The organism is Paenibacillus sp. UMB4589-SE434 (assembly GCF_030226685.1).
Taxonomy (GTDB): Bacteria; Bacillota; Bacilli; order Paenibacillales; family Paenibacillaceae; genus Paenibacillus_B.
Map to the genome: position 1 here is coordinate 206,951 of NZ_JASOYK010000006.1, position 19,573 is coordinate 226,523.

The window sequence follows — 19,573 nt, forward strand, 5'->3', positions numbered from 1 at the left end:
TGTGGTGTTAACTGACAGGTGGAGCCGGATGGGGAGAACGAGTCAAGCTGAATAGATGGGCGTCTGGATGATCTCCTTGTTCAATTAGCAGATGAATAATATTAGCGGCAATCGTTGAATAGGCAATGCCATTTCCCCCATATCCTTCAATAAAAAAACAGCGTGGGTATTGGGGATGCGGTCCAATCATAGGATAGCCGTCATGGGTAGAGCAGAAAGCCGCTGCCCAAGCATACTGGGTACGAATCGGTGCTAGAGTAGGAAAAAGCTTTTCGATCTCTTGCTCGAGTAGATATGTCTTATGCTTAAGCAGTCGATCCCTTTCCTCTGGGATGGAAGTTGCAACATCAAGCCCACCCGCCACGATTCGATTATCCACTGTTGTACGCATGTACAAATAAGGCCGTGCCGTTTCCCATATTAAGCATCGGTCTGGCCATATCTCATCGATGTTGGGAATAGGTTCTGTTACAAGGGCGTATGTACTCTCAGTGACCGTATTTCGGTCAGCTTTCATTTCCTGTGTCTCATAGCCGGTTGCAAATATTGCGTAACTCGCCTCTATAGCTGCCCTTTTGTCAGACATTAGCCTAACGCCATTCACGTGCCAGTCATGGTGCACAATCCTTGTCTCTTCATAGATCTGTACTTGATAGCGAGAGACAGCTGTATCAAGCAGAGCATGTACGAAGCGAAACGGATTTACTTCTGCATCACCACTAGATAAGATGGCAGCGGGCTTGCTAAAACCGTATCTGGCTTTAATCTGAGGGGCTTCCAGCCACAACACATCAAATCCGCATAAAGACAACTGCTCGTATTCTTCTTTCAATGAGGGGACATCCGCTTCTTCACTGGCATAATACAAACTTTGGCGAGGAATAAGCTCGGGGTCCATAATTAACTCGTCCTTTATCCGAAGCAGCTTCTCTACCGCTTCTTTACATAAGGTGTAGAAACGTGTGCCACTTTCACGACCGAAGGTATGGATGCAGGAAGTCAGTGTCTTATCATTAGAAAACTGCAATAAGCCAGTGCTGGCGCAAGTGCTTCCATGCCCGGCGCGTCTTTTATCGACTACGATAACCCGCAGTCCCGCTTTACTTAGTTCGTAAGCTGTCAAAGCACCGCTAATGCCAGCCCCGATAATGACCACATCACAGGCAGCATTTTCAGTAAGCGTCGGGTAGGTACTGACTTGCTCCAATGAATGTGTCCAGGCTATATGTCCAGACTTTAAATCCATCCAGATCTCTCCTTTCGAATACATATTTCCCTGCTGAACTGTCCATAATACATACAGGTAAGCTTGTAGTAGGCACAGGATAGCGCAAATATGGTTCTATGACCTTTTTACAGAAGGAGATGCCAAGATGCAGCATTACGGTTCACAGATGAAACCCTTAACGGGCAAAGAGTTAGAATATATTGTCGACTGCATATCCAATGAAGATCTGCTTATGAAACAGAGCGCAGCAACAGCAGCGAGTACGTCCAATCCTGCGGTTGCCCAAGCACTGACACACATGATTCACGTTCACGAGCAGCACATGGGTATATTGTTAAACACGATTCAGCAGCACGTGCAGCTTGCACCGACACAACCCACATCGTCTCAATCCTAGTTTTAATCGCAGAAAGGAGATTTACCAAATGTACTCGAATCCATCTTCATCGTTTATGGCTGAAGAAGATCTATTGTATACGATTCTTGCTGATTTAAAGCGTACGGTAGGGGAATATACTACCGCAACGACAGAATCAAATTGCCCGGCAGTTCGTCAGATGTTTACGGATCTGACAAACAGTACGTTAAAGCTGCAAGGTGAACTGTATAACTTGATGAGTCAGTTGAACATGTACAGCACTTCATCCCCTGCACTGCGTCAGGAAGTACAGAAACAACTGCAGCAGAGTCAACAGTCCCAACAGAAGCTGCAGCAATTTATACAGCAGAAGCTTGGTCAATCGGCGCATCATACCGTGCCGCAGCATCTTGTCCAAGGGCAAGCGGGGCAGCATCAGCAGCCACCATCTGTTTATATGTAAGGTACCCCAATGAGCTGGTAGCATAAGCAATATAGGAAGAACTCGCCTTTTGGCGGGTTCTTTTTTATTTATTGCCTGGTTGCTTCTTGGCATATAGTTGCATTGGGTGTATCATATTTGAATATCATGACAATCGATCGGTTCGTAAGAAGCGCGATCGCGGGAGGATATTGGGTATGAAGGAACTAAGTGAACTGAGCTTAAATATTTTGAAGCTTCTTAAAGAAGACGCACGTCGTACGCCTGATCTTCTCGCTACTATGCTTGGAGTAGAAGAAAGCGCAGTACAGACAGCCATTAACGAAATGGAAGCAGATCATGTAATCGTGAAGTATGCGACTGTTGTAAATTGGAGCAAAGTAGACGAAGACAAAGTAACAGCATTGATTGAGGTTCAGATTACGCCTGAGCGTGAGCGCGGGTTTGAAGGTATTGCCGAGCGTATTTATTTGTTCCCGCAAGTAAAGTCTGTATATTTAATGTCAGGCGCTTACGACCTGTTGGTTGAAGTTGAAGGAAAGAACTTACGCGAGGTAGCTAACTTTGTATCAGATAAGCTCTCGCCGATTAAGTCTGTTTTATCTACGAAAACCCATTTTATTTTAAAGAAATACAAGCAAGACGGTATCATCTTCGAGGAACGTGAGGACGATCAACGGCTTGTAATATCCCCATGAGGTGATGTGACATGATAAATGATACGATAACTTCCAAGTCATCACGTAATATGGGTGATTATTTGAACCCGTTGGTTCGTTCAATTAAACCTTCGGGTATCCGCAAGTTTTTTGATCTGGTGAACGGCAGTAAAGATATTATTACGCTTGGGGTTGGCGAACCTGACTTTTGCACGCCATGGCACGTGCGTGAAGCCTGCGTATATTCATTGGAGCGGGGCAAGACAAAGTATACTTCTAATGCAGGTATGCCTGAGCTCCGGGAAGCAATCGGACAATACTTAGATGATTCTTTCCAGGTAACATATGACCCAGATAAGGAGATTCTTGTAACCGTCGGTGGTTCCGAGGCTATCGACCTTGCGCTGCGTGCACTTGTATGTCAAGGTGACGAGATTCTGGTTCCGGAGCCTTGTTATATCTCCTATTCGCCTATCATTTCGATCGGCGGTGGTATACCGGTAGGCATCGAGACTTTTGCGAAGGACGAATTCAAGCTGACACCTGAGGCGCTGCAGGCGGCTATAACACCAAAGTCCAAGCTTCTTGTCCTGTGTTATCCGAGCAATCCAACGGGCGGCATAATGACGTACGAAGATTGGCTGCCAATTGCCAAGATCGTGGAAGAGAACGATCTTATCGTCATCTCGGATGAGATCTACGCCGAGTTAACGTATGATCAGAAGCATGTCAGCTTTGCTTCGTTGCCAGGGATGAAGGACCGGACTGTGCTTGTTAGTGGATTTTCCAAAGCATTTGCGATGACAGGCTGGCGGATGGGATACGCTTGTGCTCATCCTGACCTGATCTCGGCCATGCTAAAGATCCATCAATATACGGTGATGTGCGCGCCGATTATGGGGCAGGTGGCTGCACTCGAAGCGTTAAAGAATGGCAAGGACGAGAAAGATCATATGGTAGAATCCTATAATATGCGTCGTAGACTAGTTGTCAAAGGATTCAGGGAGATTGGACTAGAATGCCATGAACCTCAAGGTGCATTTTATGCGTTTCCATCCATTCAATCGACAGGCTTAACCTCTGAACAGTTTGCTGAACGTCTCCTTTATGAGGCAAAAGTTGCGGCTGTGCCTGGAGATGTATTCGGTCGAGGCGGGGAAGGCTTTATCCGCTGCTCTTATGCGACATCTGTCGCGCAGTTGACAGAAGCAATCGAGCGAATGGGAAAACTTGTGACAAAAATCAAACAGGAAATGTGAAATCATTCAAATTTAGCAATAAAAAGCGCTAGTTTTCCTCAAAATGTTCTGGTATAATATAACATGTCTCGTCGTGCTTGTCCCATGAAATGGAATGTTTGGGCGGCAGTAGGGGGTTCATTATCCAGCAGCGGAAGGGGGAAGTGGCTTGTTTTGTTCGGACTTTACATTGACAACTTATAAGCGTCATTTGTTCAGGGAAGACCTTAATCATCCAAAATGGTCGGGCAAAACAAGAGACGTTTCGTCCAAGCTGCTTGCTCTAGAGCTAGAAATCCGTATGCTCCGCAAGCAAATGGAACAAATGTTTCAAGAGGAGCAGTCCTTTACCGCAGACAATGTCATTGAAATCAGCAGTATGCTGGATGTGAAGATTAACGAATATATGAAGTCACACGTCAAGAAGTGACGACTCACAGAGGAGGCCCTAAGGGTCTTCTTTTTTTGCTGTGTCGCTTTATGGTATCATGAGAGAGACAACAGAGCATGATTATGGATACGAGTGAAGGGAGTAGCACCATGTATAAAAGAAAATGGGGATGGATGTCAATCGGGCTTGTTTTACTGCTGCTTGTAAGCGGATGCGGTGGGAAAAGTGATGGGTTTCGAATCTTTATGATGAACGAATCGACAGTTCCTTCTGCGATTACCCAGGCCATTGAAGATGATTTGAATAAGCAATTAGCAGGGAAGTTCACATTAACAGTAACAACGCCAGCCATGTATAATTTACAGATGCTGCTGCTTCAATATGCGGCGGAGACGAATTCTATCGCGATTATTCCTATAAAAGATTTAAAAAATGTGACGAAGAATGGCGGTCATATTCCGTTGGATACCTATTTTGATCCGGTTAAGTTCCCTGAAGGCGTGATGGACGGTCAAATAGAAGTCCCTGGCAAAGAGAAAGGTAAAAGCGAATATGTTACGGAGCAGCATCTGTTTGCTATTCCAATTACAAAGATGCCGTTAATGAAGAAATATGGTGTTATCGAACCGTACTTGTACGCAGCAATCCCTGTCAACACCCCGAACGTAGAACAGTCGGTACAAGTGATGAAGATGCTTCTCGGAGAAAAGTAATCATATCTTATATAGAGGCTGGACAGGAGGAATGAACGGTGATTATCGGCGTAACAGGCCATGTCGGCAGCGGCAAGACGTCCTTTATGCTCCGTTACGCGTCGTCATTTGGCCGTGAAGGCCTCTTTGTTGTGGCTGGCCTGAATGATATTCCTGCAATGGAGGGGACAGATTCATTCAGGTGGAAAGTAATTGATGTACTAGGAGCAAAAGGCAAACTTTTACCTGCTGTACTGGATCGTATTAACTGTGAGGCCAACATATTTAGGGCAGATCGGCGTGTACTAGTCGTGGACAGCATAGCAGGATATTTTGCAGCGTGCCATCATGAATTGCTCGCAGATAGCCTGATCACAGGTGAAATGTACAGACATGGGCTTGAAGAGTATCGTAAGCAGTTGGAGCGAGCGCTCTTTTCATATCAAGGCAACATATTTATTATTAGTGCAGAGCCTGCTGAACTGACACCATTTATGAGTACTAACGAGCGTGTATATCACGAACAGTTGGGGGCATTTAATAGGTCAGTTGGGTTAAAGTGTCATCAGTGGTTTGTCATGACAGCAGGTATGGCAGTTGATGTAAAGGCAATACAATTTCGTGGACTATGAACATGGCTAACAGGAGGCGTTTTTGCAGATGAACCTATATACGAGAACAGGCGATGAAGGCATGACATCGTTAAAAGGTGGACGTGTGCCTAAAGATCACTTGCGCGTAGAGGCCTATGGACAGTTGGACGAGTTGAATGCGTTTGTCGGTTCTGCAATCGCATGCTGTTCAGAGGGTAGTTATGACTTGCTGCGTGAGCAGCTTTTGGAAATTCAGCACGAGTTGTTTGATTGCGGTTCGGATCTGGCTTTTGCGGAGGACAAACAGGGCAAGGCTGTATATAAAGTAACTGCGGACATGGTTGCGCGCTTGGAACAATGGATCGATGAGCATGAGCAGGTGAATCCGCCCTTGCAGCGTTTTATACTGCCTGGCGGTAGCCCGGCTGCAGCAGCATTGCATGTATGCCGTACGGTGTGCCGACGTGCAGAGCGGCATATCGTGAAGCTGGCACATGAGGAGTCCATCCATGATCAAGCTCGGCATTATGTGAATCGACTGTCAGATTATTTCTTTGCAGTGGCAAGAAGAGCAAATGTAATTGCTTTAGTTAACGATGTTGAATACACACGCAGCGCTAACGTATTTGGTCGTAAAGTGAAGGAACAGCATGACTGATAACATAGCATCTCCGATCCAAACGGAGCCTTCGATCAGCAGCAATATAAGCGGCGAGCAGCCGATATGGGAAGCGGCAGAGCTTATTTATACGGTTAAAGAAGATGAAGCAGGCATCTTGCTTCGTACGGTACTATTGTCACGGCTGCATATGTCGAGGCGGCTTATTACCCGCTTAAAGAAGCTGGAGCATGCCATTACGGTTAATGACGCGCGGACATACAGTCACAAGCCGCTAGAGCCAGGCGACATCGTACGTATTCGTATTGCAGAACCACAGCTGGACACGATTGAACCGGAGCCGATTCCGATTGAGGTTATATTCGAAGACGATGATATTTTAGTTGTGCATAAGCCAGCAGGCATCGTCGTACACCCGACGAAGGGATATTCATCAGGTACGCTGGCGAATGGGGTCGTCCATTATTGGAGGAGTCGAGGAGAGCATACCCGTTTTCGTCCTGTCCATCGCCTGGACCAGGAAACTTCAGGTGTGCTTGTCGTTGCCAAGCATGCATTTGCCCATCAACAGCTGTCCGAACAAATGAAAAGAAATCAAATGGTTAAGCGATACATCGCTTTTACTGAAGGTGTTCCTCAACCAGCGCGGGGCACGGTAAATGCACCTATCGATCGAGACGCTGATGAACCGCATATGAGAATAGTTACGCCAACAGGGTATGATTCCATTACCCATTATGCTGTAGTTAATATCTATGGTGGAATAGCCGCCAAGGTCGAATGCGAGCTAGAGACAGGTCGAACGCATCAGATAAGGGTACATATGCAGCATCTGGGCTGCCCGCTTATCGGTGATAAATTTTATAATCCGGACTCAATTTTGTCGATCCCTATGACAAGACATGCGCTGCACGCGGCTTATTTGTCCTTTGATCATCCGATGTCAGGAGAGCGTGTTGTCTTTACTGCACCGCTGCCTGCTGAACTAGCGCAGTTGGAGGATACTTTGAACAAACGAAAGGGGACCTATACAGAATGAAAGTAACGGTGTATCAATATGCTAAATGCGGTACATGTCGCAACGCAGTGAAATGGCTGCAAGCAAAAAACATTGAATTAGAGCTGATCCCAGTCTTTGAGGAGCCGCCAACGGCAGAGCAGCTCCGTAAGCTAATTGCGGACAGTGGATTGGAGCTGAAGAAGTGGTTTAATACTTCCGGCGAGGTGTACAAAGCGTTGTCACTCAAGGACAAGCTGCCTTCTATGTCGGAACAGGAGCAGATCGAACTGCTAGCGTCTAATGGACGCTTGATCAAGCGTCCTGTTGTTACCGATGGTGAACGTGTGACGGTAGGATTCCGTGAAGACATGTATGAGCAGGTTTGGGGAGCTCCTGTCTTGTAATTTAAGCCCATGCAAAAACATCCTTTTTATCTGAACAGGCAGGTTAGGTGCCAGAGATCAGATAAAATAGGATGTTTTTTTGTCTGTGAATTACAACCACATCAACTATAAATGGAAGCCTCTGGTCAAATAACGAAGGCCGTATCCAGGGCAAGTGACCGTCAAAAACTCGGATGTATACCCGAAGAGCAGTACAGTTAGGCGGTAATCTTCCAACCGCTCATTTTGTTCTGTAGTGTCCACAACTTAGCGTAAAGTCCATCATGCTGAAGAAGCTCATCATGACGTCCTTGTTCTACCACCTTACCTCGATCAAGGACAATGATAGAATCAGCGCGTACCACCGTTTTCAGTCGATGAGCAATCATGATGACAGTACGACCTTTAACTAGGCGGGCAATTGCTTTTTGCATCTCCACCTCGTTTTCTGGATCAAGTGATGATGTGGCTTCATCCAGCAAAACAACAGGTGCATCTTTCAGAATCGCACGCGCGATAGAAATACGCTGCTTTTCCCCGCCTGAAAGGGTAGAACCGCCTTCGCCCACCATCGTGTCATACCCCTGCGGCAGCTTCATAATAAAATCATGGCAGCAGGCTTCCTTTGCTGCCGCTTCGATCTCGGCTTGTGTTGCATCTTCCTTGCCATAACGGATATTGCTGCGGATCGTATCTTGGAACAGGTATACATCCTGAAATACCATAGAGATCTTTTTAATCAGCTTTTCTGGATCTATTTCACGTTCATCACTGCCGCCTATCAGCACCTTGCCTTGCAGCGGGTCATAGAACCTTGCGATCAAGCGCAGCATCGTGCTTTTTCCACTACCCGAAGGACCGACGATTGCGGTCAGCGTACCTTCTTTCATCTCAGCAGACACTTGATCCAACACGATGCTCTTGTCATAACCGAACGTTACATTTTCAAAGCGGATGTCATGATGGCTTGGTGCTGGGTTGTCTCCTGTCATCACTTGCTGTTGAAGCAGGTTCACGATGCGTTCACCTGCCATAGCGTCATATTTAAACGCCGGCAAGCGCATGATCGCGACGGTGAGCGGGTCAAACACATGGGTGCCCACTAACAGAAACACACCAAATAAGGGAACAGTCAGCTCCCCACCTAGTATGAGGTAGGCACCTACAATTGTAATTAAAGCCATTCCAGTTTGGATAAATGCCATGGCTACTAAAAAGAAAGGTCCAAGCGCACCCTCCAGCTTGATGCTTTCTTTCATGTAATGATAAAAAGATTGCTCTAATCTTTTAAAGTTCTCGCCGCGTAGATTGTATGCTTTAATTATTTTCATGCCAAATAAATATTCCTGCAAACAGTTTGCTTGCACAATTTTAGCTTTTGAATGGCTGTTGCCAAGTTTGCGTTCCAAACGGGATACAGCAGAGAGAATGAGCAGCGAAATCGGGAAGCCTGCAATCATGGCCACAGACATGCGCCAATCAATAAATAACAGTCCGACAAATCCAAGTATCGGAATAATAATGCCACTTACAAGCTGGGGTAACGTATTCGTTGCTGCATTCTCGATCTGGGTGAAGTCATTCATCATGGTATGCCCAAGCTCGCCAGGGTCTTTGCGCATCAAGAAACCAATCGGCAGCTTGCGTATGTGCTCGGCCAAATTCGTGCGCCCCTCTGCAGAGGCTTCGTAGGCACCGCGATAAATGGAACGATAGGAGATCCGTTCACATACAAACAACAGGATAAAGCAAACAGCCATTCCACCCCATGCAAGCCACAAATGCTGCATATTAAGCGTTGTCTGCTTCTCGGCGTAATAGACATAGATCGTTCCGACAACGAATGCCATGCAGCCAAACGGAAGCATATGGATCAGACTGGACAATATGGACCACAAGATTGGTTTGATCATCTTCTCTGGATGTCCGGCCGTAATATTACGCAATTTGCTCAGCATTACACAAGCGCCTCCTTTTCCTGTACAAGATTGATCTGCCAGTCTACGGAAGACGTATAAGCATCCCACATTTTCTTGTATAAACCCCCGTGGGACAACAGCTCTGAATGAGTGCCTGCATCGTTAAGGGTACCTTCCTTGAGCACGAGAATCTGATTCGCTTCACAGATCGTCGTGAGACGATGGGCAATAATTAGCACGGTTTTGCCTTTAATCAGTTCTCGCAGCGCGAGCTGCATGTGATATTCATTTTCCGGATCGGCATAAGCAGTAGCCTCGTCCAGTACCAGGATGGGTGAATTTTTTAGAATGGCTCTGGCAACAGATACACGCTGCTCCTCGCCACCCGATAAATAGACTCCGCCTTCTCCAATAGGAGTATCGTAGCCATGAGGCAGATGGTTAATAAATTCATGGCACTGTGCTGCTCTTGCCGCAGCAAACACCTCTTCATCAGTTGCAGTTGGTCTACCAACCAGAATGTTGTTATATAACGTATCTGAAAAGAGGAACGTGTCTTGAAATACGAAAGACATCGTGTCCATCAAATCGCTCATACCCATATCGCGGATATCAATCCCACCAATTTTGATACTGCCTTTCTGCACATCCCAGAATCTAGGGATAAGCTGGGCAATCGTAGATTTGCCAGAGCCGGAGGGGCCAACCAAAGCGGTAATTTCCCCTTGGGACGCTGTAAAGGAAATACTCTTTAACACTTCGGTGCCCTGTTTACCGCCATAGGAAAAGGAGACATTATGAAACTGGACCTCGTAGGAGGAAGGTTTCTGACTAGAAGCGGGTTCTTCCAATGTTCTTTCATCCAGCATCTCATCGATGCGCTTTACTCCCTCTGAAATCATGTTGAGGGCAGACGCAAAGCTGTTCAGCTTAAAAATGGGGGCAGTAATACCAGGTGTCAGCACAAGGAAAAATAACAAAGTGACTGCAAAGGCCATGTTGTTTGGCTCGCCGCTCAAGAAAAATAAACCGATAGGTAAAATAAAAGTGGATAATGAAAGGATAATTGTTTTAAACGTAACGTAGCCCGTCTGGAAATTGTCGACAAATTTCAAGCTGAAATCCCGATACTGGATCATATCCTCATAAAACCTGCGGAACGAATGGACGGTTTGTCCGAAAATTTTGATAGAGGGCATACCACGTACATATTGTATAGAAGAGGTGTTAATATTTTCAAGCGCGTCGAAATATTCCTTCAAACCCTCCTTTGCTTTGCTGCCAGCCATCATAGAGAATTGTGATATAAATCCAATGATCATTGGAATGACGCAGGCGAGTGCAAACCAAGTATCCAAGTAAAACATCGTCACAATCATGACGATGAGCATAACAGCCGTATTGATGAGATCCGGCAGTTGGTGAGCAATAAATAGTTCTATTCTTTCAACGTCCAGCTCAACTATTTTTTTGATCTTGCCAGTGGCATTTTTATTCAGGTAGCCTAAAGGCAGTCTGCCAATGTGCTCTGCGAGCTTTATCCGGATGCCATATAGGATACGAAACGCCGCAATGTGCGAGCACATTCCTCCTACATACATAAAGAAGTATCCCGCTGCCACGCCAACACCTCCCCATATGGCCCATGTAATCACATATGAACCATCCACAGACGAGATGGATGAGGCGTGCGCTAACAGCTCAGCCATCACGTAATATACCGATAAATAGGGTAACAGCATTAAAAATACACTGACTGTAGACAGTATTCCCGACCATATAAGGAGCGCTTTTTTCTCACCGGCAAGCTCCAATAGCCGTGAGATGCCCTTTTTTTTCAAAGTTTCTCACTCCTTTTTTGTTTGCTCAACTCAATGACTTGGTCGCATGCCAGCTCTGCTAGAATAAGGTCATGCGTAATCATAATGACGGTTTTCCCAGCCTCCGCAAGCTGCCTCGCCCATAGGGCTACTTTGAGGACACCGTCGCCATCCAGTCCACTCGTCGGCTCGTCTAACACGATCAGCTCCGCATCTGAGCAATAAGCAGCTGCCATTGTGACACGCTGCTTTTCACCGCCAGATAGTGAGGCCGGGTGTCTTTCCTGCAGCTGACGTAGGCCAAAGGCGTCCAGCGCAGCGTAGGCTCTCTCTCGCAGTTGTTCGTTCATCTGTCTGCCGAGCATGATTTCATTGCCTACACTGTCGGCGTAGAGTTGATAATCCGCATCCTGCATGACCAAATAGCTAGAAGCGCGGCGTTGGTTTGTGGATAACGGAATTCCTCTGCTCAGTACAGTTCCACCACGTTGGCGGAGCAGGCCACACAGTATTTTGCAGAGCGTCGTTTTGCCCGCTCCATTTTCACCTGTGAGTGCGGTAACGCTGCCTTTAGGCAGCGTTATGTTCAAGTTATGTATGCCGTCGCCATTCCGTCTGTAATGAAAAGCAAGTTTTCGTCCCTCTAATGCAGGCTCTACAGCAGCAGCTGTTTCGGCGTGCGCAGAAGTTATTGCTGTGCTCATATCCGGGTGTCGCAAACCATATGATCTTATGTCTGAATAAGTAAGTTGTAAAAATACATCTTTGGTCCATGAATCCGAGATCCTGCCCTCTTCCATATAGACAAATGTATCAGCAACAGGGATTAGCGCATGGAGCCGATGCTCACTGATGACAAGAGTAGTGCCGGCCTGCTTGAGCTTAATCAGGGCGTCGAGCAGTGCCTGCGTGGCGTTATGATCAAGATTTGCTGTCGGTTCATCCAGAATAAGCAGGGGTGGGGACAGCACAGAAGCAGCAGTTATGGCGACAAGCTGTTTCTGTCCACTGGACAGCTGATTTAAAGAACGGTCAAGTAAATGAGAAATACCAAGCTCTGCAGCCTGCTTGTTTATTCGTATCATAATCTCATGTGGCGCAATGCCAAGATTCTCAGCAGAAAAGGCCAGCTCATCACGCACATTATCCATAAAAAATTGGCTGCGTGGGTCCTGAAATACAACACCCATCAGCCTTGTACGCGCTTCGGGCAGCAGGTCGGAGGGGCTTTGGCCGCTGACTCTAATAGTGCCGCTGAGACTTCCGCTAAAAAAGCTTGGCGCAAGACCGTTCACTAGTCGGAGTATCGTACTTTTGCCGCAGCCTGAACGGCCGCATAATACTAGGCACTGGCCTGGTTTTACGGAGAAGCTAATATGCTCTACGCCGCGCTCGCCTTTGGACATTTGATCTTCATGGCCATACCGAAAGGAGACATTATCGAATTGAATCATGTACCGAAGCCTCCCACCCAATAAATGCTGGCTCCGAGCAAGACATATATGCCGACTGTCAGTCCGTCAGCCACTTTTATCCCTACAGGATGAATAGAAGTCCTCATGCAGCCACTCTCGATGCCCCGAAGCTCCGCAGAAGAAGCCAGTTCCGCTGACAGCTTCAGACAACGAACGATAAGTGGCATAAAAAAGCATTCATAGGCTATAGCTGGCTGTGCTGCAGCACTGTACCAGCGAGGAAAGATGCCTCTTGCCCGAATACCGTCTCGAATAGCGCGAATTTCAATTTGCAGGACAGGGAAGAAACGAAGTAATATGCACAGCATAAAAATTACAGCGTTTGGCACACGCATTTTGGCGTAAGCACACATAAGTGCGCTTGGAGACATCGAGATCAGGGTGACCCCAATCATCGCCATCGGCATCAATTTTACAAAGGTATACACAATAATAACAAAAGTTCCCAAATTATAGGTTATAAGCACGTAATATACTACCTTCAATGTGATATAGATCAAGCCATACTGAAGGGCTTTACGAGGCAGGTGATTAAAGAGCATATATACAAGACAAAGTGAAGCTAAGAGATCAGTTTGAACAGGCTGGCTAACTAGGACGGACAGAAGGCTCGCACATAAGAGTACGAGGAGATGAGTTCTGGCATCTAGAGATTTCATACCAGTTTGGCCTTTTTAACGTGCTTATGCAGCAGTCGATTTCCGAGCGCACAGCCGACAACAGCGCCCACAAGCGAAAATGCAGACATGAGGATGACCATAGAAGGTGTCCCGTAATAATACAAGTTTTGCGCAACCTGTTCTGGAGACATGCTTTGGCTGAGTGTAGCTTCATATTGCTCTTTAAAAAACAGGATCGGCATTACACCGCAGAAGGAAAAGCCAACATTATAAATACTGTAGCCTATCGCATTGCGAACAGGATTACGATAGGTATGAGTGCCCCACATGGCAAGCTCGCCTAGCACGCCTACGATGGCAAGGGTAAGTAAGAAATAGGCATAACCGAATGCGATGAAGTATACGCCTGTTATTAATGACGTAAAGAACAATATGCCTCGCCTGTCAATTTTATTAGACATAACCATGTAAATGGGGCCATTCACCAGAGCAATTAACCCTGTACCTGCAATGTACGATCCCGCTGGAGTCAGAAGTATGGAAGTAAACATAAAACCAATCGTAAAAATAAGAATCATGACAACATTAAATATAGCAAGAGTAATAAAATCTCTCATTTTCCAGCTGTTTCTCAGGACAACGGTCTCGGTTTGCATGGACAATGCCTCCTGATTAGCTTGCGGAATCAGCATCAAGCTAATATATTATATAGTTAGTCAGCATCATATAGTCCGCTGGCTCTTAAGGTCAACAGAATTGGAACTTATTCGTCCGTTAGGGGCATAATTTCGTCTGATCGTGGCATAAGGTGGTGAATGAAATGAACGACATCATGGCTGAAATGCATACGCCTTGTTTGTTGGGGAGCGGATTTTATCCCGATTATTGTAATGAGCAATGCTGTCGTGAAGGAGCCTGTTTTACCGTTGTGCCTGAAAAAGGAGACGGGTACTATTGGACATACTGCCAGAATAATTTGTTTTCCATCTCTATCCAAAATTTTGTTTTTTACGAGGATTTGTATTTTGAATATAAGCAGCCCGAATATTTGAGTGTAAACTATTACGATTCTGTATCGGGTGAGGAACTAAACCCATGCAAACCATTAACGAGTAACTGTATCAAAGGCCATATTGGCTGTAATAACTTGTATCAAGCAATCTATCATAAGAATATACCCGTGTGCTCAACGGGAATCATCATTATGCCGGAATATTACGAAACTTATCTGCATGCTAAATATCCCGGTGATTATGAAGACCCACGAGCTGCTTTTATTGGCGTGGATGGCTTGACTGATTTTCCAGAACTGGTCTTTCTGCTGAGACAGATTCGTAATTTCCGCGGAACAGGTATCTCTGCCAAGTTGTACTATGAGGGCAAAGTAGCGGAGGCGGTCTCGCTCATTTTAGAGAAGACTTCACAGCACAAGTGCTGGTGCCCCATAAGGAATTTATCTGCACAGGATCAGGAGAGCCTTCTCTCCGTGGCGACCTACATAGATAATCATTTCTCCTTTGATCTTCGTTTGGAGCAGCTGGCCCGAATTGCTTGTATGGGTACAACAAAGCTTAAATATATGTTTAAAGTAGTCCATAAACGCACGATAACAGAATATATCCAAAGTAAGCGTATGTGCCAAGCTGAGTGTTTACTAACGAGCACAGACCTTAATATTAATCAGATTGCTAAAATTGTAGGTTATACCAACTCGAGCCGCTTCTCTGAGTTGTTCCGTAAAAATACAGGCATGCTTCCTAACGAATACCGCAAGTTGGCCATATCCAATACTGGAGCTGGGCGGTCTGATCAGGGTAGCCATGTACTAGGTTAGTCTTTAAAGTGAATGAATAGGCACCTTTAGGACCACATAAATCATGTGGGGGAAAGGTGTCTTTTTTATGGCCTTATACCTGTTTACGAAACTGTCAGGTAGATAAATAAACTTGGAGAAATCGTGACATGGCTCATGTTTACAAAAAATAAATTGATATTTATGCTAATAATATTTTGACAATGATAATCATTATCATTATTATGTTGTTAGAAAGGAGCAGTTTACAGCTGAATGCGGCCTATTACATCCTGACACTTAAAGTATGCCTAACAATCGAGCTCCAGTGATAGTGGTGGCGGCCAAATTAGCAGTACTAACTTACTTACAGCGTGTATTTCAAAAAGGGGAGGAGCATGGATGCAATCTGCAACAAAAATGAATTCGTGGCTGCTTAATTATCCAAAAGCAGGAGATCAAATTCGCCTGTTCTGCTTGCCATATGCAGGTGGAGGTGCTTCTGTTTACAGGGGATGGCAGGAGGCTTTTCCCGCCGAGGTGGGCGTATATCCGCTTCAACTTCCAGGCAGAGAGAATCGGATATCGGAACAACCGATATGCAGCATGCAGGAGTTGGTGTATGCGCTTGCAGAGGTGGTTATTCCGCATCTGGACCGGCCGTTTATGTTGTTTGGTCACAGCCTGGGTGCGCGTATTGCCTTTGAATTGGCACGCCATCTTCGCAGGGTAGGGGAGAGACAGCCTAGCCGATTGATCGTGTCTGGCAGCAGAGCTCCGCACATACCGGAACCAAAGCCTGTCCATCATCTCCCGGATGATGCTTTTATTAGAGAACTGCGCCGCTTAGCGGGCACACCCGAAACGATATTACAGAGCAGGGAACTGATCAATTTGTTCCTCCCTATGCTGCGTGCGGACTTCACAGTGGATGAAACTTATAGCTGTGTAGAAGATAAGCCGCTTTCTTGTCCGATTACTGCATTTGGCGGGACTAAGGATACAGAGGCTGCCCAAGAAGAGATTGAAGCGTGGCAGTTTCACACTACAGGGAATGTCAGCCTGGAGATGATCGACGGGGATCATTTTTTTGTCCAAACAAGAAGGGATATTCTGCTGCCGGCTGTCTCAACAGTACTTCGTCAGTACGTCTCTCAGCTTGTTGATCTTCCACAACAGTAAAGATACATCAATTTCTATCAATTATTCCTATCAAAGCCGCTATTCCTTGCGGAGGAATCCTCATACAGCGAATGCTTCATACTGGGCTTTAGACAACAAAGGTTCCATCTGCATTTATTTAGGAGGAGGATAGTATGAACGCATATAAGGAAAGTATGGACCAGACCGGATTAACATACGAACAACTTGGCTATTGGGAGCCACGTACGCTTGGGCAGCAATTACGAGCATGGGCAGAACGTTATCAAAGTCGAATCGCAGTTGTTGAGGAGAATGTCAGTCTTACTTATCGCGATCTGGATCACAAAGTGGATGAACTTGCTTCTGGTTTTGTCCATCTAGGCATCAAGAAGGGCGATAATGTAGTCGTACAGCTGCCAAACCGGATATCATTTATGCTCACCTGCTTTGCTTTGTTCCGTGTCGGTGCGCTGCCGATTATGGCATTACCTGCGCATAGGGAGTCGGAACTGGACGGCATCTTTATCCTCGCCAAACCAGTAGCTTATATTATTCCAACAACATATCTTGGCTTCGACTATACCCAAATGGCAGATAAACTAGTGCAGAAGCATCCGTCTATCAAGTTTATCGTAACAGATGGCATAAGTCAGAACGGCGTTAATCTTGCCGATATCAGCATGCCCTCAATAGAATTGGAATCGCCTTCATATCGAGATACTGCACTGCTGCTCTTATCTGGAGGAACAACTGGAACCCCTAAACTTATCCCAAGAACTCATACTGATTATATATATAATGCAAAAGCAGCTGCTGAACGAAGCGGCCTGAATGCGGATAGTGTTTATCTTGCCGTACTGCCAATCGCACATAATTTCCCGCTTTGCTGTCCTGGTATTTTAGGTACATTGTCTGTTGGCGGCAAAGTAGTTATGTGTCAAACCACAAGCTGCGAGGAAGCCTTTCCGCTGATCGCCAAAGAAAGAGTAACTATTACTGCGCTTGTCCCGGCGATTGTTCAACTGTGGCTGGAGGTGCTGGAATGGGATCGTTCAAGCGATATTTCCAGTCTCAAAGTGCTGCAGGTCGGCGGTTCGATGCTGGACCCTACAGTTGCTAACCGGATTATGACAGAGATGACGTGCAAGCTGCAGCAAGTGTTTGGGATGGCAGAAGGTCTTATTTGCTGTACGTCGCTGACAGATTCTGACGCTATTATCCAAAGCTGTCAAGGTCGTCCGTTGTCCGCACATGACGAGATACGGATTGTAGATGAGAACGGGGAGCCAGTGGCAGACGGAGCATATGGCGAGCTGCTAGTGAGGGGACCGTATACCATTAGCGGCTACTATCGGGCACCTGAGCAGAACCGCAGCGATTTTACGGCTGATGGGTACTATCGCTCCGGCGACAAAGCGAGAATTACACCAGAAGGCAACATTCAGATTGGTGGACGAATCAAAGAACAGATCAATCGGGCTGGCGAAAAAATTATGTCATCCGAAGTCGAGTCCTATTTGCGGCTGCATCCGGCGATTAAAGACGCTGCTGTGATCACACTGCCTGATCCCCACCTTGGTGAGAAAAGCTGTGCTTATTTAATGACTGACAATGAGGACCTTGGTCTTGTGGATATTTATACATTTCTAAACGAGATGGGAGTTGCACGTTATAAAATGCCAGATCAGATCAAACTTATCCATGCCTGGCCGCTGACAAGCGTAGGCAAGGTCGATAAACGTAAATTAACAGCAATGGCAGCAGCGTCTGAGCATCAAGCAGAGCCAGCCAAAGGGTCTTACTTTGAACAAACGATTCCATTTACGGGTGATGCTCATCTAGTGGCTGCGCAGATGACGGAGCAAGGGCTGTATGAGAACTATCTGTTATATGAAAATGGGGAAGAGTTGGCGCTAGGGATGGGTGTTTACGCCTTTTTATCCGTTGATGTGGAACATACGACTTTACGAACAGGCGACCATACGCGGCGCTGGGACAACGGAGACTTAAGCGAAACGATAAACAACGCATTATCAACTATCCCACTGCATGATTGGCGTGCTTATGGAACAGCTAATTTCGGTTTGTGTCGTCACAATCATGACCTGCCATTGCTAGCGGAAGATCCCTGTTTACTAAAACTGTTTATTCCCCAAGTGGAGCTGCGATTTACACCAGGTTCAATTCTGATAAGGTCCTTACAGATTGAACGGCTGGATGAACTTGGGCGATTAGTGAAGGGACTGTCTAATTATGTGTCGGTTGTGGAGCCGTACGATGCCGTTAAAGGCAGTCTCACGCAACGAGCAAATCAGTCCAAGCTTGATGTTCCAGAAGTATATACGTATGAAGCGGAAAATTATATGGCTCAAGTGCAGGATGCTGTCGCAGAAATACGAACGCGACAATACGAAAAAGTAATACTATCCCGAAAAATACCGCTGCAGCAGGAGCTTGATATGGCTGCCAGCTACATAGCCGGAAGAAGGGTGAATTCTCCTGCAAGATCTTTCTTGCTTAGTATAGACGGCTTGCAGGCAGCCGGTTTTAGCCCGGAGACGGTCGTTGAAGTTGACAGTGAAGGCTGGGTCAGCACCTTCCCGCTTGCCGGCACTCGTTCAAGCGGAGGAAGCTTGGAAGAGGAACTTAAGCTGAAGGAAGAGTTGCTGTTGGATCCGAAGGAAATCGCAGAGCATGCGGTGTCCGTCAAGCTGGCATTCGAAGAACTGATCCGAGTTTGTGAGCCGGAGACCATTACGATGAATCAATTTATGTCCGTTGTCAATCGGGGGACCGTGCAGCATATTGCTTCACGTTTAAAAGGCAAGCTTAACGCTGACTGCAACTCGTGGCATGCTTTTCAGACGCTGTTCCCTGCTGTAACGGCTTCAGGTATTCCGAAGCGAGCGTCTATTGAAGCGATCGGCAGATTGGAGGCAAGTCCGCGAAATCTGTACAGTGGTTCTGTGATGACTGTTGATAGTAATGGCGCGATGGACGCTGCGCTTGTGCTGCGGACGATATACCAGCAAGGACAGCAGGCGTGGCTCCATGCTGGCGCAGGTGTAGTCAAGCTGTCTGTTCCGGCGCGGGAACTGGAAGAAACGTGTGAGAAACTAAGCAGCTTTTCACGACAATTAGTGGTGTCCAGTCGTGAAAGAGCATTTCAGGTTTAAAAATATAGGCAGTACGAGCGAAAGG

19 protein-coding genes are annotated in these 19,573 nt (G+C 46.3%); 13 read left to right on the forward strand and 6 right to left on the reverse strand.

Annotated elements, in window-relative coordinates; genetic code table 11:
* Positions 1-7: 7 nt before the first annotated feature.
* Positions 8-1,246, reverse strand: coding sequence for an NAD(P)/FAD-dependent oxidoreductase (locus QP775_RS19640; RefSeq protein ID WP_285108561.1), 1,239 nt, complete (start codon positions 1,244-1,246; stop codon positions 8-10).
* Positions 1,247-1,373: 127 nt separating this feature from the next.
* Between QP775_RS19640 and QP775_RS19645 the strand changes: the two genes are divergently transcribed.
* The 10 genes from QP775_RS19645 (at position 1,374) to QP775_RS19690 (ending at position 7,624) form a co-directional block, all read left to right on the forward strand.
* Positions 1,374-1,625 (forward strand): hypothetical protein, encoded by a 252-nt coding sequence (locus QP775_RS19645; RefSeq protein WP_239332070.1) that lies wholly within the window; start codon positions 1,374-1,376, stop codon positions 1,623-1,625.
* Positions 1,626-1,653: 28 nt separating this feature from the next.
* Positions 1,654-2,049: a spore coat protein gene (locus QP775_RS19650; RefSeq protein ID WP_239332068.1), complete on the forward strand. Its 396-nt coding sequence runs from the start codon at positions 1,654-1,656 to the stop codon at positions 2,047-2,049.
* Positions 2,050-2,225: 176 nt separating this feature from the next.
* The gene (locus QP775_RS19655) at positions 2,226-2,726 is read left to right on the forward strand and encodes an Lrp/AsnC family transcriptional regulator (RefSeq protein ID WP_239332066.1); all 501 of its coding nucleotides are present in this window, start codon (positions 2,226-2,228) and stop codon (positions 2,724-2,726) included.
* An 11-nt stretch (positions 2,727-2,737) separates the two neighbouring features.
* Complete coding sequence (locus QP775_RS19660; protein WP_275444759.1) at positions 2,738-3,946, forward strand: aminotransferase class I/II-fold pyridoxal phosphate-dependent enzyme; 1,209 nt, start codon at positions 2,738-2,740, stop codon at positions 3,944-3,946.
* A 148-nt stretch (positions 3,947-4,094) separates the two neighbouring features.
* Entirely contained in the window at positions 4,095-4,355 is a 261-nt protein-coding gene (locus tag QP775_RS19665; protein WP_239332064.1) for an aspartyl-phosphate phosphatase Spo0E family protein, read from the forward strand.
* Positions 4,356-4,465: 110 nt separating this feature from the next.
* Positions 4,466-5,029, forward strand: coding sequence for a hypothetical protein (locus tag QP775_RS19670; protein WP_239332062.1), 564 nt, complete (start codon positions 4,466-4,468; stop codon positions 5,027-5,029).
* Positions 5,030-5,067: 38 nt separating this feature from the next.
* The gene (locus tag QP775_RS19675; protein WP_285108567.1) at positions 5,068-5,640 is read left to right on the forward strand and encodes an adenosylcobinamide-phosphate guanylyltransferase; all 573 of its coding nucleotides are present in this window, start codon (positions 5,068-5,070) and stop codon (positions 5,638-5,640) included.
* Positions 5,641-5,668: 28 nt separating this feature from the next.
* On the forward strand, positions 5,669-6,259 hold the full coding sequence (locus QP775_RS19680; protein ID WP_285108569.1) for a cob(I)yrinic acid a,c-diamide adenosyltransferase: 591 nt from the start codon (positions 5,669-5,671) through the stop codon (positions 6,257-6,259).
* Positions 6,252-7,259, forward strand: a complete 1,008-nt coding sequence (locus QP775_RS19685; RefSeq protein WP_285108571.1) for an RluA family pseudouridine synthase — start codon at positions 6,252-6,254, stop codon at positions 7,257-7,259. The genes QP775_RS19680 and QP775_RS19685 overlap by 8 nt, the downstream gene beginning before the upstream one ends.
* Positions 7,256-7,624: an arsenate reductase family protein gene (locus QP775_RS19690; RefSeq protein ID WP_285108573.1), complete on the forward strand. Its 369-nt coding sequence runs from the start codon at positions 7,256-7,258 to the stop codon at positions 7,622-7,624. Before QP775_RS19685 ends, QP775_RS19690 begins: the two co-directional genes overlap by 4 nt.
* A 197-nt stretch (positions 7,625-7,821) precedes the next feature.
* On the opposite strand, the gene QP775_RS19695 is transcribed toward QP775_RS19690, so the two are convergent.
* The 5 genes from QP775_RS19695 to QP775_RS19715 all read right to left on the reverse strand — a co-directional run bounded on the left by QP775_RS19695 (position 7,822) and on the right by QP775_RS19715 (position 14,093).
* Positions 7,822-9,561 (reverse strand): ABC transporter ATP-binding protein, encoded by a 1,740-nt coding sequence (locus tag QP775_RS19695; RefSeq protein WP_285108575.1) that lies wholly within the window; start codon positions 9,559-9,561, stop codon positions 7,822-7,824.
* Entirely contained in the window at positions 9,561-11,264 is a 1,704-nt protein-coding gene (locus tag QP775_RS19700; RefSeq protein WP_483312033.1) for an ABC transporter ATP-binding protein, read from the reverse strand. The genes QP775_RS19695 and QP775_RS19700 overlap by 1 nt, the downstream gene beginning before the upstream one ends.
* A gap of 95 nt (positions 11,265-11,359) precedes the next feature.
* Positions 11,360-12,796 (reverse strand): ABC transporter ATP-binding protein, encoded by a 1,437-nt coding sequence (locus tag QP775_RS19705; protein WP_285108579.1) that lies wholly within the window; start codon positions 12,794-12,796, stop codon positions 11,360-11,362.
* Positions 12,793-13,476, reverse strand: a complete 684-nt coding sequence (locus QP775_RS19710; RefSeq protein ID WP_285108580.1) for an energy-coupling factor transporter transmembrane component T family protein — start codon at positions 13,474-13,476, stop codon at positions 12,793-12,795. The genes QP775_RS19705 and QP775_RS19710 overlap by 4 nt, the downstream gene beginning before the upstream one ends.
* Positions 13,473-14,093: an MptD family putative ECF transporter S component gene (locus QP775_RS19715; protein ID WP_239332035.1), complete on the reverse strand. Its 621-nt coding sequence runs from the start codon at positions 14,091-14,093 to the stop codon at positions 13,473-13,475. The genes QP775_RS19710 and QP775_RS19715 overlap by 4 nt, the downstream gene beginning before the upstream one ends.
* A gap of 164 nt (positions 14,094-14,257) precedes the next feature.
* Here QP775_RS19715 and QP775_RS19720 point away from each other — a divergent pair, with 164 nt between their 5' ends.
* The 3 genes from QP775_RS19720 to QP775_RS19730 all read left to right on the forward strand — a co-directional run bounded on the left by QP775_RS19720 (position 14,258) and on the right by QP775_RS19730 (position 19,548).
* Positions 14,258-15,271 carry a helix-turn-helix domain-containing protein gene (locus QP775_RS19720; RefSeq protein WP_239332033.1) on the forward strand — a complete coding sequence of 338 codons (1,014 nt, stop codon included), beginning with the start codon at positions 14,258-14,260 and terminating at the stop codon, positions 15,269-15,271.
* A gap of 360 nt (positions 15,272-15,631) precedes the next feature.
* Entirely contained in the window at positions 15,632-16,411 is a 780-nt protein-coding gene (locus QP775_RS19725; RefSeq protein WP_285108583.1) for a thioesterase II family protein, read from the forward strand.
* 134 nt (positions 16,412-16,545) lie between these two features.
* On the forward strand, positions 16,546-19,548 hold the full coding sequence (locus QP775_RS19730) for a salicylate synthase (protein ID WP_285108585.1): 3,003 nt from the start codon (positions 16,546-16,548) through the stop codon (positions 19,546-19,548).
* Positions 19,549-19,573: the final 25 nt, after the last annotated feature.